The sequence below is a fragment of the Thalassotalea litorea genome (assembly GCF_005843925.1).
GTDB lineage: Bacteria > Pseudomonadota > Gammaproteobacteria > Enterobacterales > Alteromonadaceae > Thalassotalea_A > Thalassotalea_A litorea_A.
Window position 1 is genome coordinate 1 of the sequence record NZ_VCBC01000020.1, and the last position, 15057, is coordinate 15057.

12 protein-coding genes are annotated in these 15057 nt (G+C 44.0%); 1 reads left to right on the top strand and 11 read right to left on the bottom strand.

Going from position 1 to position 15057, the window contains the following annotated elements; translation table 11 throughout:
- Positions 1–164: 164 nt before the first annotated feature.
- The 7 genes from FE810_RS15790 to FE810_RS15820 all read right to left on the bottom strand — a co-directional run bounded on the left by FE810_RS15790 (position 165) and on the right by FE810_RS15820 (position 7955).
- A complete protein-coding gene (locus FE810_RS15790) occupies positions 165–614 on the bottom strand; it encodes a hypothetical protein (protein ID WP_138321424.1) in 450 nt (149 codons plus the stop codon).
- 331 nt (positions 615–945) lie between these two features.
- Positions 946–1371, bottom strand: a complete 426-nt coding sequence (locus tag FE810_RS15795) for a hypothetical protein (protein WP_138321426.1) — start codon at positions 1369–1371, stop codon at positions 946–948.
- An 80-nt stretch (positions 1372–1451) separates the two neighbouring features.
- Entirely contained in the window at positions 1452–1883 is a 432-nt protein-coding gene (locus tag FE810_RS15800; RefSeq protein WP_246037081.1) for a thiol-disulfide oxidoreductase DCC family protein, read from the bottom strand.
- A 75-nt stretch (positions 1884–1958) separates the two neighbouring features.
- On the bottom strand, positions 1959–2681 hold the full coding sequence (locus FE810_RS15805) for a L,D-transpeptidase family protein (protein WP_138321428.1): 723 nt from the start codon (positions 2679–2681) through the stop codon (positions 1959–1961).
- Between the two features lie 424 nt (positions 2682–3105).
- A complete protein-coding gene (locus FE810_RS15810) occupies positions 3106–3591 on the bottom strand; it encodes an AAA family ATPase (protein ID WP_138321429.1) in 486 nt (161 codons plus the stop codon).
- Positions 3592–3725: 134 nt separating this feature from the next.
- Complete coding sequence (locus FE810_RS15815) at positions 3726–6152, bottom strand: TonB-dependent receptor (protein ID WP_138321431.1); 2427 nt, start codon at positions 6150–6152, stop codon at positions 3726–3728.
- 309 nt (positions 6153–6461) lie between these two features.
- The gene (locus FE810_RS15820; RefSeq protein WP_138321433.1) at positions 6462–7955 is read right to left on the bottom strand and encodes an aldehyde dehydrogenase; all 1494 of its coding nucleotides are present in this window, start codon (positions 7953–7955) and stop codon (positions 6462–6464) included.
- Positions 7956–8155: 200 nt separating this feature from the next.
- Between FE810_RS15820 and FE810_RS15825 the strand changes: the two genes are divergently transcribed.
- Positions 8156–9457 carry an NAD(P)/FAD-dependent oxidoreductase gene (locus tag FE810_RS15825; protein ID WP_138321435.1) on the top strand — a complete coding sequence of 434 codons (1302 nt, stop codon included), beginning with the start codon at positions 8156–8158 and terminating at the stop codon, positions 9455–9457.
- Between the two features lie 59 nt (positions 9458–9516).
- Here the strand turns inward: FE810_RS15825 and FE810_RS15830 are convergent, their stop codons facing one another.
- The 4 genes from FE810_RS15830 to FE810_RS15845 form a co-directional block, all read right to left on the bottom strand.
- Entirely contained in the window at positions 9517–10926 is a 1410-nt protein-coding gene (locus tag FE810_RS15830) for an NAD(P)/FAD-dependent oxidoreductase (RefSeq protein WP_138321437.1), read from the bottom strand.
- A gap of 141 nt (positions 10927–11067) precedes the next feature.
- Positions 11068–12543: an aldehyde dehydrogenase family protein gene (locus FE810_RS15835; protein ID WP_138321439.1), complete on the bottom strand. Its 1476-nt coding sequence runs from the start codon at positions 12541–12543 to the stop codon at positions 11068–11070.
- A 130-nt stretch (positions 12544–12673) separates the two neighbouring features.
- Positions 12674–13381: a cupin domain-containing protein gene (locus FE810_RS15840; protein WP_138321441.1), complete on the bottom strand. Its 708-nt coding sequence runs from the start codon at positions 13379–13381 to the stop codon at positions 12674–12676.
- Positions 13382–13453: 72 nt separating this feature from the next.
- Positions 13454–14944, bottom strand: coding sequence for a CoA-acylating methylmalonate-semialdehyde dehydrogenase (locus tag FE810_RS15845; RefSeq protein WP_138321443.1), 1491 nt, complete (start codon positions 14942–14944; stop codon positions 13454–13456).
- Positions 14945–15057 lie beyond the last annotated feature (113 nt).

Here is a 15057-nt window from a genome sequence, read left to right on the forward strand (position 1 = left end):
AGTGCTTTTCTATTAATTAGTCCTTTGTTCGCTGACTTAGAGTCAAATACGAATTCATGCTCGAACGGCTGCAGTTCGCTCACAAGAGACATTAACCTTTTCAATCAGTTAACGTCAACTCAGTGCCAAACTTGGTCGGTTAGCAATTGCTAATATACGATTTATTAGTTTGCTTTAACCCTTTCTAAAACAAACTCAAAACCTTGCTCTACGGTTCCGGAAAATGAAGTAAACCTCCATAAATCATTGTCCATTACAGCTCTTACGCCACCTGAACTAGTCCCATACTTGGTTCCTTTTACAATAAGAAGCCTGCAATCATTGTTATTTGTAAACGTTTCATTAACAGCATCGAATAATTCTTTGCCATGGCTCACTGTTAAAGGCGCATCACCTAAATCTTTAGATAGCGCCCTTACCTTTTTAACAAAGACGCCGTCTTTATGATTATATATATTCCGTTCTTTATCTTTGTGATCTTGTTCAGCAGTAAACACAAAATGATTTTCTGTTTTAGAAATCCATGAATACTGATCTCTTTGAGTTGCACCGTATACTTTAAGTGCATTTTTCAAACCATTTATAAATTTTGGTAACGGCTTAGATGGTTGCATAAAATCTCCGGTAGCAAGCTAACAATTTATTATTTAGGCGGCTCAATAATTTTCTTTTATGGGAATTTCGAGTGACTCTAGTTCGCTCTAAACAGCCCCTGGCTGCTCATCCAAATTAACCGATTGCTATGACTGACGCAAACATGCTCATGCCAAATTCGGTTAAAAGTATTGCCGAGTATTAAAAAAATAGTAATTACTATTTTCTTTAGTAATTCGCAGTAAAAACTCAATGCCCGTAACTCGCTCACTATAGTCACCCCAACCTGGAACAGACCATACTTATCTGCTTCGGGTCATGCGCCTGTTTCATGCGTTTTTGGGAAATTTGTTAAGCACCAGACTTCCATAACCGAATGGTTTCTTGATATTTATCGTCAACAATCTCGTCATCGTCTGGACAGGAAAATAAAACAACTTGGAGAGCACTATAGGATTCTGGATATTCAGAAAGTTTATCCATAATATCTAATGCTTCGTTGTCTGAAAGTTCCATCTTGTTAATATACGAAAGTGAAGCTGGTTCAACAATTTCTTGTACAGGACTAGAAAATGAGTCCTTCCAATATTTGTACATTTCCATATGCTTGGCATGTTCGAGTTTTTCTGATGCTGGCATACGACATATTTCATGAAGCACCAGAAAAGGAGCGTCTTCACCAATTTCTATCGATTGTGCTACGATTCGCTTCCATTCACTTTCATCATGGTAAGGAAATTTGCAATCAATACTGTAATAAAATTCTTCGTAGTTCATTTAATAGCCAACGTGCCAATGGATATTTAGCTGAATCTTTTGTCACCAGTTGAGTGACTGCAGTTCGCTCATTAAAGCCGTTACTTTAAGAATTTATTTCTGATCTCCGGCGTCGGAATAATACACTGTTCTCGCCTTCCAAATAGCTTGTATCTATTTCTCGCAAAGCATTTATAGAAAAAATCCCTAAATTGCGGCGGTAGAATTAATGTTGTTCTAATTAACTGCCAGAAACCTTTGAGATCTTTTGTTATCTCCAGAGCGGCATCCGTTCTAAAGTAGCACTTCCCGCTCTTAATAAGTAGAAAGGTATCTACCCCTACATCATTAACTTGATATTGCTCTATTAAAGCTTGGCCTGCTTCACTTTGCATTGAAGCAAATCTATATTTGTCGTGAATATCTCGCTCAATAATGAAGTTAACAGCGCCATTGCAAAAATTGCAAATACCATCAAATATCACGATGTTATGACTAGAAATGATATCTTCGTAAGAACCCATTTTGCTCATTACCACCGTCTACTGCTCGCTCTTTAAAGACATTAACCGTTTCAATTAGTTAACGTCAATTAACGATTGTTGTTATTATCCTTTTAGAGGATTTATAGCTCTATATTTAGATTCGATTTGTCTATATAGCTCTGCTGTCCACTCTGGAGCATCGACAGGTATCTCAAGACTATTCAAAGAAGGATTGGTTGGTGAAATCAAAACTGTAGTTTTGCTTCGCCCAGCATCATGCACCAATGTAAATAATTCTTCAATTGCCTCGTCCCCCATGGCTAAGCATCCTATTGAAGAAGCTTTTCCATGAATAAATATATTTGTTCCAGGTTCGGTGCGTCCTTCATGATTGGCGTGATACGTATCAAATTCGTTTGGATAATTAAGCTTCATTGATAAGTGATAAGCACTATTAGGATTGAACCCTACAATTTTATATATACCTTCAGGAACTTGTCTATCGCCTTCTTCCAACTTAGGACCTAACTCACCACTCGCGGCCTTAACAGGATAACTTGTTATCAATGTATAGCTCTCATTATCATTCGCCGCCCAGACTTCCAAAGTATCCGTGTCTTTAAAAGCTACGAAAGATAATTTTGGGGGAGGATAGAATACCCCTTTTTGATTGAAAATAGGCTTTAACTTATTTCTCGCATCCGGCCCATACTCATCAATCACCTCTGATACAGTTTTCTTTCCCATAACCTTCACCACTAAAGGATGCCAAGTAGCTCTTCCGTATTGATAAAAGCAAATAGCTAATACCGCTATTAAAGTTAAAAGAATATAGAATTTTTTCATATAAATTTATAGGTGATTACTGACTTAAAACTTCCGTTATTCGCTAACTGCAGCTGCTCGCGACTAACAACTTTTCAATAACTTACGTTATTTATGGCGACGTCGCAAATGTGCCATTCAGAGTCATACGCTATTCCATTTATTTACTCCGTCATCCCTTGCTCCAACACGGAACCTCCCTTCGATTTGCTGAGACTTGCTTACTTAGTTCTTAAGCTAAGAAATTGAAATAAATAGGACACAGCGTGGGATACGAGGCCCCGCAACAAGTGCGGGATGACGGTGGATATTATAGAGATAGCCGGATGTTCAATGACTCAAATTCGCTCAACTCGTCCGCTTACTGCCTAGTTAAATTACTGGATAAGGTTGACCGACGCAAACTAGCTTTTGGCGTCGTACACTATCTATTTTATTAATACCGCTATTCGTTAATATTCAGTCTATAGATAACTTTTTCCCCGGCAAAGCTGTCATACAAGGCTTGATGCGAGGCAAGTGAGAAGGTATCGGTTCGGGACTCATAATCCTTTATCCAATCCAGGAGCATCGAGAGATTCTCGTCCTGAGCGTGTTTTGATGGGTATTTATGGGGTTCCCATGGGCGTTTTTTCGCATTATCGATACAATCCTCAATACTGAGATTCAAAAAGATTGCTTTATCGGCATACCCCATTACATATTCAATTAGGTCGGAATAACAGCCTTCGATAACCCAGACTGTATTGTCATTCATAAACCCATCGATTTTTACAGAAGATTGCTCAAGAGGTTGCCGCGTTGGCGGATTGGTATTTTTCCAGGCAATCTCATCAAGATCGAAATGAGCTAACTCATATTTGGATGCGAGTTTTCGAGCCAAGGTAGATTTACCGGAGCCGGAATTACCAAAAATCACGATTTTACACACTGCACTTCTCCGCCAACTACAACTTAAAATCGGTAAAACATAACCCTAAGAGAATAGACTTTTCTAGAGATAGTAAAAAGGGACCTGTGAAACAGGTCCCTTTAACAGGTTTGCCGGTTTAAACGCCAGCGAAATTAAAAGCTATATTTCGCTTTAATACCACCATTGATACCCTGACCAATACCGAAACGTGTATAACCGGTATCGATTACAGCACCTTCGTAATACAACTCATCAGTGATGTTTTCTACGTAAGCACTAAACTGCCAGGATTCAGTGTAAAGGTTTGCAACCGCACCGAGTAAACCGTAGGCGTCTTGTTCAAGTAAGTCACTTCCACCCATGAATTCATCGCCGAAGGTTTCTGATTGCCATGCGTAGGATAGTTGTAAATCCAAATCCATTTCGCTAGTCAATTCCAAGCTGTAGCTGCCGATAAAGGTAAACGTTGCTTCCGGCGCAGAAAGCTTCTGACCAGCAATGGATTCACCATCGGCACTTTCACCTTTTATCACTTCAGAATTTTGCAACGCGCTGGCAACAAATAAACGCAAACTCTCAGTCGGTTTCCATGTCGCATCAAATTCCACACCCTTACCTTCGGCTTCACCGATATTCTTGATGATCACACCACCGGCGTTCGGGAACGTGCCTTGGAAATCCGTATAATCGTAATAGTAAACACCTAAGTTGACGTTCAGGCTATTATCGAAGAAATCACCTTTCATACCGATTTCATAGCTATCTACAATCTCAGGGTCGTAAGTCGCTAAACTACTGCCTTCTGGTAATTCGCCGCCATATAATTCTGAGCCCCAGAATTCTTCATCGATGCCATCAATCACACCATCCGGCTCATAATCGAACCACTCTTCGTCTTCATCGAAGCCGGTCCAATCCATATAATTGATGTTAAATGCGAAGGTATTAAAACCACCGGCTTTATAGCCTCGGGAATAGTTGGCGTATACATTAATGTCTTCGGTTAACTGATGATTAATCGCAACACGGGGAGTAAATTCTGACCAGTCTTGCGTGTCATCAATCCATTCACCTGCCGTGTGAGCGCCAACTAACCAATAGTGTCCTAACCAACCATCGGGTTCCGGAAGGTTTAAACCAAACTCTTTTTCATCATAGGAATAGCGTGCACCAAGGGTAATATCGGTGGCGTCGGTAATCGACCAGGTGATATCACCATAGATACCCCAACCTTGGTTAGTACCGCGAGCAAAAACTTGCTCTCGAACACCATCAACACCATCGCCAGGACCTGGGATCTCTTCATCGTCGATCATCATCTGAATATCATCAGCATCATCGACAAAATCGAGCCCGTACCAACCGTCGACAAACAACTCATGACAATCAGCGTAATACGCACCCGGATCGGAACTGATATCGCCTAAAGGCTCGTCCCACTCTTCAAGGTACGGCAGATAAGAACAAAACGCATCATCGTCATATTCGTTGTAGAATTGCGAATCAATGGTTTCTTGATATGCACTGACACCGACAAACCAATAGATGTCAGATTCATTGTCAGAGTTTAAACGAAATTCTTGCGAGACATATTCGGTATCATCTACCTGAGAGTAGTTACCAAATGGCATTGCGGTACCATCGTAGTCCTCAACGTAATCCCAGGTGTAATTTTTCATCGCCGTTTGTGAGGTGAAAATCACACTGCCAAAGTCATGCTCAATATCCAAAGTTACCGCGGTAACTTCGGCAACATCACGACTGTCTTTGCCGAGATCGGTTTCAATGGCGTCTGCTGCTCCTTCGGTCCAGAGTGAACGGTAGATACCGCCATCCATATCACGATCTTCATAGTTCGCGCTTAGGCGAACCATAGTATCGGCGCCTTCATACTTTAAGATACCGCGCACAGCGGCAACATCGCGGCCACGAAGCTCATCACCCGCTAGATTGTCGATATAGTTATCTTCAGACGCATAATGACCGGCAACACGCAAAAACAGGTTATCGCTTAAATTCGTATTAAAAACACCGGTCACTTCTTGCAAGTTGTCGCTGCCTAAACCACCCTCAATACTACCTTCGGTACCATCAACTGCATCGTTTGAATAAATGCTAATTGCACCAGACGCAGCATTACGACCAAATAGCGTCCCTTGTGGGCCTTTGGTCACTTCGACGCGAGAGATATCAAAGAAAGAACCTAATGCACCACCGCTGCGACCTTGATAAACGCCATCAAAATACAAGCCGATAGAAGGATCGCCACCGATACCGTAATCCTGAGTGACAATACCACGGATACCAATCGTATCGACAAAACTGTCATTACTGGTACCGCCATTAAGGCCTGGAGTGAACTTGGACAAGGCTACTGCATTATCGATGTTGTAATCATCAATAAAGTTTTCATTAAAAGCGCTTACCGAAACCGGAACTTCTTTCAGCGTTTGTGCACGTTTTTGAGTGACAACAATGACTTCATAGTCATCTTCTTTGGCGGCCTCTTCAGCATACGACACCGAAGTAGTAAAAAACGATGCTACGGCTAAAGCAAGTAAGGATTTACGATGGTTCATAAACTACGACTTCCCTAAATTAAAAAGCGATTATTTTTATTGTTTAAATGAGCAATAAATTATGATTATTTTTTCGTCATTTGCATTCGATAATACACGCCGCGTAAAATAAATCAAACAGTAATGTAAAATTATCGTGAAATTTTATTACGGTAAAAATTTTTTCAATTGTGTTGAACAACCAAGGTGCAAACATGCACCTTAACGGTTAGTAACGAGCACTGAAAACCAATATTAAGCGGAATCAGACAACAAAAAAGGAAGCGATGCTTCCTTTTTAATTTTTTCATTTATCACGCTTAAGGTGGCTTATAATTTGATCCAGGTAGCCTTTACTTCGGTGTATTTACTGAACGCATGCAAGGATTTATCACGACCATTACCTGATTGTTTATAACCACCAAACGGTGCTGTCATATCACCACCATCCCACTGGTTAACCCAGACAGAACCTGCTCGCAAGGCTTTTGCAACGCGATGACCTTTAGACAGATTACTGGTCCAAACACCGGCAGCAAGGCCGTATTCAGAATCATTGGCGATCTCAATGGCCTCTTCCATAGTGTCAAAACTGATAATCGACAAAACAGGTCCAAAAATTTCTTGTTGTGCGATATCCATATCATTGGAAATATTATCAAAAACAGTCGGTTCGATATAAAAGCCATTGGCAACCGGTTCGATGGCGTTTCCACCCTGACATAAGCTTCCACCTTGTTGCTGTGCCTGTTCAATAAAACCTAACACCCGCGTTTGTTGTGATTGATCAACAATGGCACCTACATTGGTATTTGGATCAAGCGGGTTGCCCGGTTGCCATTGTTTGGTCGCCGCGATGACTTTTGCGACAAATTCATCTTTGATACTCGACTCCACTAATAAACGGGAGCCTGCCGTGCAGACCTCCCCCTGATTAAAGCAAATAGCACCGGCAGCAGCGGCCGCTGCCTGATCGAGATCCGGAGCATCGGCAAAAACGATATTTGGGCTCTTGCCTCCCGCTTCTGTCCAAACCCGTTTCATATTTGATTGGCCGGCATAGATAAATAATTGTTTAGCCACCGCAGTCGAACCGGTAAAAACCAGGGTATCAACATCATTATGTAAGGCTAGCGCTTTGCCTATGCTATGGCCAAAGCCCGGCAATACATTGAACACCCCATCAGGGATCCCAGCTTGTGTTGCCAACGCTGCAAGTTTTATTGCCGTTAGCGGTGATTTTTCAGAGGGCTTGAGAATGACACTGTTACCCGTTGCCAATGCTGGAGCGATTTTCCAACAGGCCATCACTAATGGAAAGTTCCAGGGAACGATAGCTGCAACAACGCCAATGGGTTCATGGGTCACCATGCCCAATTCATTTTCAGCACTTGGTGCAATTTCATCATAAACTTTATCAATCGCTTCGGCGGTCCAACGCAGACAGCGCAATGCCCCCTGAATATCAACATTAACCGAATCACTGATTGGCTTACCCATATCCAGGGTTTCCAGCAATGCTAACTCGTCACCATGCTGTTCAACGAGATCAGCAAATTTTTGCAAAATTAGTTTTCGCTTAGCAGGTGGAAAACGACGCCAGTCACCGGTATTGAAAGCTGTCCGCGCGCAAGCCACAGCGAGATCGGCATCCGCCTGGCCACAAGCACTGACGTTTGCCAGGTGTCTGCCATCGATAGGACTCAAACAATCAAATTGCTCACCACTGGCGGCCTGCTGATACTTGCCATCGATATACGCGCGGCCTTCAATCACCAACTGTTCGGCTTTATCTTGCCAAAATGCCAGACTACTATCGTTCATTATCTACTCCAATTGATTAACGGAAGACTTTCCCGAAAACATTCCAATTCGTTAAATTTAACAGATAAACTACATAAGCAGGGGTTTTAATTCAATATATTTTACATTATTAGGTTTATTATTCAGATTAATTGACATTACGCCGATCTTTTGTTCAAAATATACAACACTTAATTGTTCCCCCTTTAATAAAGGTATGTATGTCTTATAATCCTGCATCTCAATATCCCGATTCTTATTACGCCGCCAGTAGCTCGCGACAAAAAGACTACCCTTCCCTGCAAGAATCTATACAGGCCGACATCTGTGTCGTCGGGGGCGGATACAGCGGCTTGGCTACGGCTATCTCACTTCAGGAAAAAGGCTATAACGTTGTCCTCCTCGAAGCCGCGAAAATCGGGTTTGGCGCTTCGGGACGAAACGGCGGGCAGCTGGTTAACAGCTTTAGCCGGGATATCGATCACATCGAGAAACAATATGGCAAAGACACGGCTTCTGCCATGGGTGAAATGGCTTTTGAAGGTGCCGAGATAATTCGCGGTTTTATTGACAAATACCAACTTGATGTGGATTACCAGCACGGTGGTTTCTTTGCGGCCTTTACCGAAAAACAAATGGATGAACTCGCTGCAAAGAAGGCGTTATGGGAGCGTTTCGGCAATCAAAAATTGCGTCTGGTTGATAAACATGAGATGGCTAAAATCGTCAATACCGACGCCTATGTTGGTGGACTTGTTGATGAGCACTGCGGCCATATTCACCCGCTTAAATTAGCTTTGGAAGAAGCCAGAGCATTTACCGATATTGGCGGTATCATTTACGAAGACTCAAAAGTCATTGAGATCAAGCATGCCGATGGCGATAAATTAAGTGAAGTGATCACCGACAAAGGCCGTGTTCACGCCAAAAAGCTGGTGCTCGCGGGTAATGCCTATATGGGTAACCTGGAGCCAAAACTGGCACGCAAATCTATGCCGTGCGGCACGCAAATCATAACCACCGAAGTATTACCACAAGCACTGGCAGAGCAGTTAATCCCTTCGCGTTACTGTATCGAAGATATGAATTATAAACTCGATTACTATCGATTAACGGCAGACAACCGGTTGTTATTTGGTGGTGGCGTTACCTATGGCGGTGGCGATCCTGCCAGCATTGAGAAGTACCTGCGACCTCGTTTTGAATCGGTATTTCCGCAGTTAAAAGGCATCAAAATCGATTATGCCTGGGGCGGCGATTTTCTGTTAACGTTAAGTCGATTGCCACAATTGGGAAAAATTGGCGATAATACCTATTACGCTCAGGGTTATAGTGGCCATGGGGTTAATACCTCGCATCTTTCAGGACGGATACTGGCAGAGGCCATCGATGGTGAAACTCGCCGATTTGATGTGTTTACATCGCTACCACACTATCCATTCCCAGGTGGCAGAATGATGCGCGTGCCCTTTACGAAACTTGGTGCCTGGTATTATGGCGTGCGAGACAAGCTAGGCTGGTAAATATCACCCACAAAAAAGCCCAGACAAATGTCCGGGCTTTTTTAATGTTGGCATGATTGCTAACAAGTAAATCCCATATTGAGCTTATCCAATAATTTTAACCATAGTCCGCGCTTGCCATTATTATTATCTGCTCTCACCAACGCCGCATGGGTCAGCTTGTAGCCAAACCAACGAAGTGGCTCCGGCGCCCAGGGCATGGGTTTTTTCTTTACAAACTGTAACTCAAGGATTTCTGAAGGGTCGTAGCCAAGCAGTTCAAGAGCAATACGAGCACCAAACCGTGACGCCCCAACCCCAAGTCCGGTGTAGCCCACCGCCCAGGCGACTCGCCCATCATAGGCACTTCCCGGCACCATACAAAACCGAGTTGAGGTCGCAATAATACCACTCCAGCGATGAGTGAACTTAATCCCTTTTAACAGCGGAAATGTTTCAAAAAACTCCTTCGCCAATTGCTCAAAGGCTTCTGGCACATCGGCACAATCCCGACGCGAAACATTTTTATTGTAATAGTAACGAACGGCACCGCCACCACCCCAGGTAATCCGTTTGTCTTTAGTCAGACGATAATAATGGAACATATTATTAAATTCGCCGAGGGCATGATGGAATTTATCCCAGCCAATTAATTCCAGTTGTTCCTGCGTTAACGGCTCTGTGGCTATTTGATAATCCCAAACGGGAATGATCGATTTACGAATTTGTCGCACCGGCGAGCGAAACGCGTTAGTACCCATCAATACTTTTTTACAAGTAATGATGCCGCTAGGACAAAACGCCTTCATTCTGCCACGGCTTCGAGGTATCAATTTATCTACCGGAGTATGCTCATAAATACGCACTCCAAGTTCAAGCAGTACCCGTTTTAATCCCCAGCAAATACGCGCTGGATTGACGATACCATCCAGGCCATTGCGATACAGCAAGCCCGCTTTATAGGTTGGCGAGTTAACCTGTTCCTGCATTTCCTCTTCATTAAACCAGGTAACATCTTCACCGGCGGCTTTCTCTTCTTCGTAATATTCGCGCAGGTCTTTTAACTGCCCGTCATCGACGGCCACTTCAGTCTCACCAACGCATTCGTAATGGGCGTCGATATTGTATTTTTCAAAGGTCGCCAGCATTTCCGTCAGGTTCTGCTTGCCCAACTCCTGTAAGATTTCTTCTTCACCGGGAAAGTGATGCTCAGTATTCGCTTCGCCATGGGCTAAATCCGAACTTAGAAAGCCACCATTACGCCCAGAGGCGCCATCGGCGATAAAGGTTTTTTCAATCAGGACGATATCGAGGTCGGGACGACGTTCTTTCGCTTGCAGTGCGCCCCAAAGGCCGGTAAACCCGCCACCGACCACTAATAACTCGCAGGTAATGTTCTCTTCCAAAGCTTGCTCGGGCTCAGGACTATCTGGCGAATCAAGCCATACTGAACCATATTTTGAATCTTTTAACGCCTCGGCGTACTGCATAAATCCTCTCGTTTATATTGTTATTAGTGGCTTGAACAATAAATTGCAAGCTTAGTTCTACCTGAATCAACCCTCTGAACTCGATAAACTGCAGTGTAAATTTTGCAGTTTAACATGAAAGTCGATACCCGCAGGTTCGGGTTATTTGATGTACCAACCCCAGGGCTGTCCTGAGTCATAGGATGTAATCTGCTTAGTTTCCAGATAGTTATTTAAGCCCCATTGTCCTAACTCGCGACCGATACCCGATTGCTTGTAACCACCCCAAGGCGCTTCAACAAATGTCGGTTGCGAGCAATTAACCCAGATAATACCGGCTCTCAACGCGCGGGCAACGCGATCACAGCGTTGTAAGTCCTTAGACATCACCGCGCCGGCAAGGCCAAACCGGCTGTTATTGGCAAGCGCTATCGCTTGTTCTTCACTGCTAAAAGATTTAACACAGACAACCGGACCAAAGATTTCTTCTTTCCAAATCCAAGCATCTTCAGAGACATCGGTAAATATGGTCGGTTCAACATAATATCCATGACGTAAGTGTTCAGGACGACCTCCACCATAGGCAAGTGTCGCACCTTCTTGTTGACCCTTATCAATTGCGGCCAACACCTTTTCAAACTGGGATTGATTGACTAATGGGCCAAGTAATACGCCATCATCATTGCCTTCACCTATGGTGATTTTTTTCGCTTCCGCAACCAGACGTTCCATCAGTTGCGGATAGATGGACTCATCCACCAGTACCCGAGAAGTTGCTGAGCAAACCTGCCCCTGATTCCAGAAAATACCAAACATGATCCATTCAACGGCCTGCTCGATATCCGTATCTGCAAAGATAATCAGCGGTGATTTGCCACCGAGTTCAAGACTGATATTTTTCACCTGGTTGGCCGCCATCGACATTATTTTGCTACCGGTTGGTACGGAGCCAGTGAATGCCATTTTATCCACTCCAGGGTGTTCCGCCAAAGGCTGCCCGGCTTCAGGGCCAGTGCCCGTAACGATGTTGAGAACACCCGCAGGTAAGTCTGCCTGTTGGGCAATTTCTGCCAAGGCAATTGCCGTTAATGGTGTGACTTCAGAGGGTTTAAGCACCATGGTACAACCCGCCGCCAACGCCGGAGCCACTTTCCAGGCCGCCATTAACATCGGAAAATTCCACGGGATAATCGCGCCAGCGACACCTACCGGCTCTTGCACCGCTTTACTGGTAAACCTTGGTTCCGGCAGTTCGATGATTTCCTCGTCCTGCTCGTCCATTTTTTCTGCCAATCCGGCATAAAACTCAAAACAACCGGCGGTATCTTCGATATCCCATTCCGCTTCCGGATAAGGTTTACCGTTGTCTGCGACTTCCAGCTTTGCCAGTTCCGTCAGACGTTCATTGATTAGGGCTGCGATTTTACGTAAGTAAGCACCACGTTCCTTACCGGATAATCGTGGCCAAGGTCCATTATCGAAAGCATTTCTTGCCGCACTTACGGCTTTATCAATATCGGCCTTGTTCCCTGCTGCAACCTCTTTTATCGGTTGTTCAGTGGCAGGATTGATACTCACAAAAGAAAGTTGGCTGTCGGATTGCTGCCATTGTCCATCAATATAATGTTTTAAAGTCATAATACTGCCTACGCGGTTCCCTGGTTAAATCGTTGATTACTAACAAAGCAGAATCAATCAGTTGTTAAATTTATTGAACACTTGACCTATTATGTTCATTAATTTGGTTTAGGGTCAATATCCTCTGAGTCTAATCCTTTGCTTTTCTCGAATCATGTATCAGCACGATGAAGCCACTGGAATTGCCATCAAACGATAGATTTTGACTGCTAAAGTTTTCGATAATCATCACTTCTAAGCTGCGACAATGATGCATCACCGAGTCAGCACTTTGGCTGGCCGATTCATAGGTTACCGCGCCAAAATGACAATATACCACCGCTAATGATGCACAATTGTCCTGGTGGTTGATTGTTTTATATTCTGGCAAGGGATAGACGACAAAACTTGTCGCGTTATTTTGATACGTTTGATTTGCATGTTCTGGGCCAAAAATACATATCTCTTTCGCATTTTCATTCACCGGACAAATGTCAGGGTTTTCGACAATCACAAAAAGCTTTTTTAAATATCCCTGTTGTTGCCACTGACAATCGACACCATGAGGGATAACAAACCCTTCGTCGGTTTGCACCTGACGCACATTGCCTGACGATAGCGCGATATCCGCTTTACCCTGTAGCACCACCATAAATTCTTCCATAGGGTACGGACCGGCGGTTTCGCGCATTGAAGTGGTATCCCAAAGCCCGACATAAATACCCCGTTGTGCGTCACTAAAAAACTCTCGGGTATGTTGGACAGGCAATGCCGATTCGAACATTTCTGCACTTAGAACATCCGCCTCTTCCGCCAATGTCTCGATTTGCGTTGGGTAGGTATATATTGCATTTGCCATAAGTTTTGTCGCATCTAAAATCTAAATATTAGGGGCAATCGCCATATTGCCCCATTCGGGAATGGTTGTTAATTAACTTGGGAAAGAAAAGCTCGCCCCTTCACGCACGCCACTGGATGGCCAACGTTGGGTAATGGTTTTTCGTTTAGTGTAAAAACGGACACCATCGGGGCCATAGGCATGTAAATCGCCAAATAATGAACGCTTCCAGCCACCAAAACTATGGTACGCAACGGGTACCGGTAGTGGTACGTTAATACCTACCATACCAACCTGAATATGATCGGAGAAGTATCGGGCGGCTTCACCGTCACGGGTAAAGATACAGGTGCCGTTACCGTATTCGTGATCATCAATCAACTGCATGGCCTCTTGCATCGTTTTAACCCGAACCACTTGTAGTACCGGACCAAATATTTCTGCTTTGTAGCTATCCATTTCCGCGGTTACACCATCAATTAAGGTAGCTCCGACAAAATAACCATTATCATAACCTTCAACCTTAGGGTTACGGCCATCCACCACAACGGTCGCACCTTGCTGCTCTGCGCTGCTAATAAAACCGTTGACTTTATCTTTGTGTTGACAGGTGATCACCGGGCCAAAATCATTGCTGGCATTATCATAAGCACCAACGCTCAACCCCGTCATCGCCTGTTTCATTTTAGCGACTAACGCATCCGCGGCTTCATCACCGACTGCTACGGCAACAGACAACGCCATACAACGCTCACCGGAGGAACCAAAGGCCGCACCAAGCAATTGATTCACGGCATTGTCCATATCCGCATCGGGCATAATAATAGCGTGGTTTTTTGCACCACCAAGTGCCTGACAGCGTTTACCATTGGCACTGGCGGTTGCATAAATATATTCGGCAATCGGAGTCGAGCCGACAAAGCTTACTGCTTTTACCCGCTCATCGGTTAACAATGTATCGACAGCAATCTTGTCACCATTGACCACGTTTAATACGCCCGGTGGCAATCCCGCTTGATGTAATAGTTTTGCGATAAACAAGGTTGAACTTGGATCACGCTCCGAGGGTTTTAAAACAAAGGTATTACCACAGACAATGGCTAGCGGGAACATCCACATTGGCACCATGGCTGGGAAATTAAATGGGGTAATTCCAGCCACCACACCTAAGGGTTGAAATTCACTCCACGAATCAATACCTGGACCTACGTTGCGACTGTGTTCACCCTTTAATAACTGCGGCGCGCCACAAGCAAATTCGACATTTTCAATGCCACGTTGTAATTCACCGGCAGCATCATGGCTAATTTTGCCATGTTCTTGACCAATTAAACGGCAAATTTCATCGGCATTTTGCTCCAATAATTCCTTAAAACGGAACATAATGCGGGCACGCTTTATCGGAGGCGTGGCACGCCACTGAGGAAACGCCGCCTGCGCACTGGCAATGGCTTGCTCTACTGTGGAGGCGCTTGCTAACAATACAGATTTTTCTGCTTCGCCTGTTGCTGGATTAAATACCGATTGCTTAGGCTCGTCTAACTGAATGTCTTCGCCGTTAATTAAATGGCCGATGATGGACATATTGTTCTCACTTACATCTTATATAATTCAAATATGCGGATTGCAATGCTGTTAAGGATTGCGATGTATCCGCGCTTAATTGGTAAAATTTTGATTCGTTATTTTTATCCGTG

Bases quoted from the DNA above. Each gene is read 5' to 3' on its own strand.
- FE810_RS15790 (WP_138321424.1), bottom strand. From the start codon at position 614: ATGCAACCATCTAAGCCGTTACCAAAATTTATAAATGGTTTGAAAAAT.
- FE810_RS15795 (WP_138321426.1), bottom strand. From the start codon at position 1,371: ATGAACTACGAAGAATTTTATTACAGTATTGATTGCAAATTTCCTTAC.
- FE810_RS15800 (WP_246037081.1), bottom strand. From the start codon at position 1,883: ATGAGCAAAATGGGTTCTTACGAAGATATCATTTCTAGTCATAACATC.
- FE810_RS15805 (WP_138321428.1), bottom strand. From the start codon at position 2,681: ATGAAAAAATTCTATATTCTTTTAACTTTAATAGCGGTATTAGCTATT.
- FE810_RS15815 (WP_138321431.1), bottom strand. From the start codon at position 6,152: ATGAACCATCGTAAATCCTTACTTGCTTTAGCCGTAGCATCGTTTTTT.
- FE810_RS15820 (WP_138321433.1), bottom strand. From the start codon at position 7,955: ATGAACGATAGTAGTCTGGCATTTTGGCAAGATAAAGCCGAACAGTTG.
- FE810_RS15825 (WP_138321435.1), top strand. From the start codon at position 8,156: ATGTCTTATAATCCTGCATCTCAATATCCCGATTCTTATTACGCCGCC.
- FE810_RS15830 (WP_138321437.1), bottom strand. From the start codon at position 10,926: ATGCAGTACGCCGAGGCGTTAAAAGATTCAAAATATGGTTCAGTATGG.
- FE810_RS15835 (WP_138321439.1), bottom strand. From the start codon at position 12,543: ATGACTTTAAAACATTATATTGATGGACAATGGCAGCAATCCGACAGC.
- FE810_RS15840 (WP_138321441.1), bottom strand. From the start codon at position 13,381: ATGGCAAATGCAATATATACCTACCCAACGCAAATCGAGACATTGGCG.
- FE810_RS15845 (WP_138321443.1), bottom strand. From the start codon at position 14,944: ATGTCCATCATCGGCCATTTAATTAACGGCGAAGACATTCAGTTAGAC.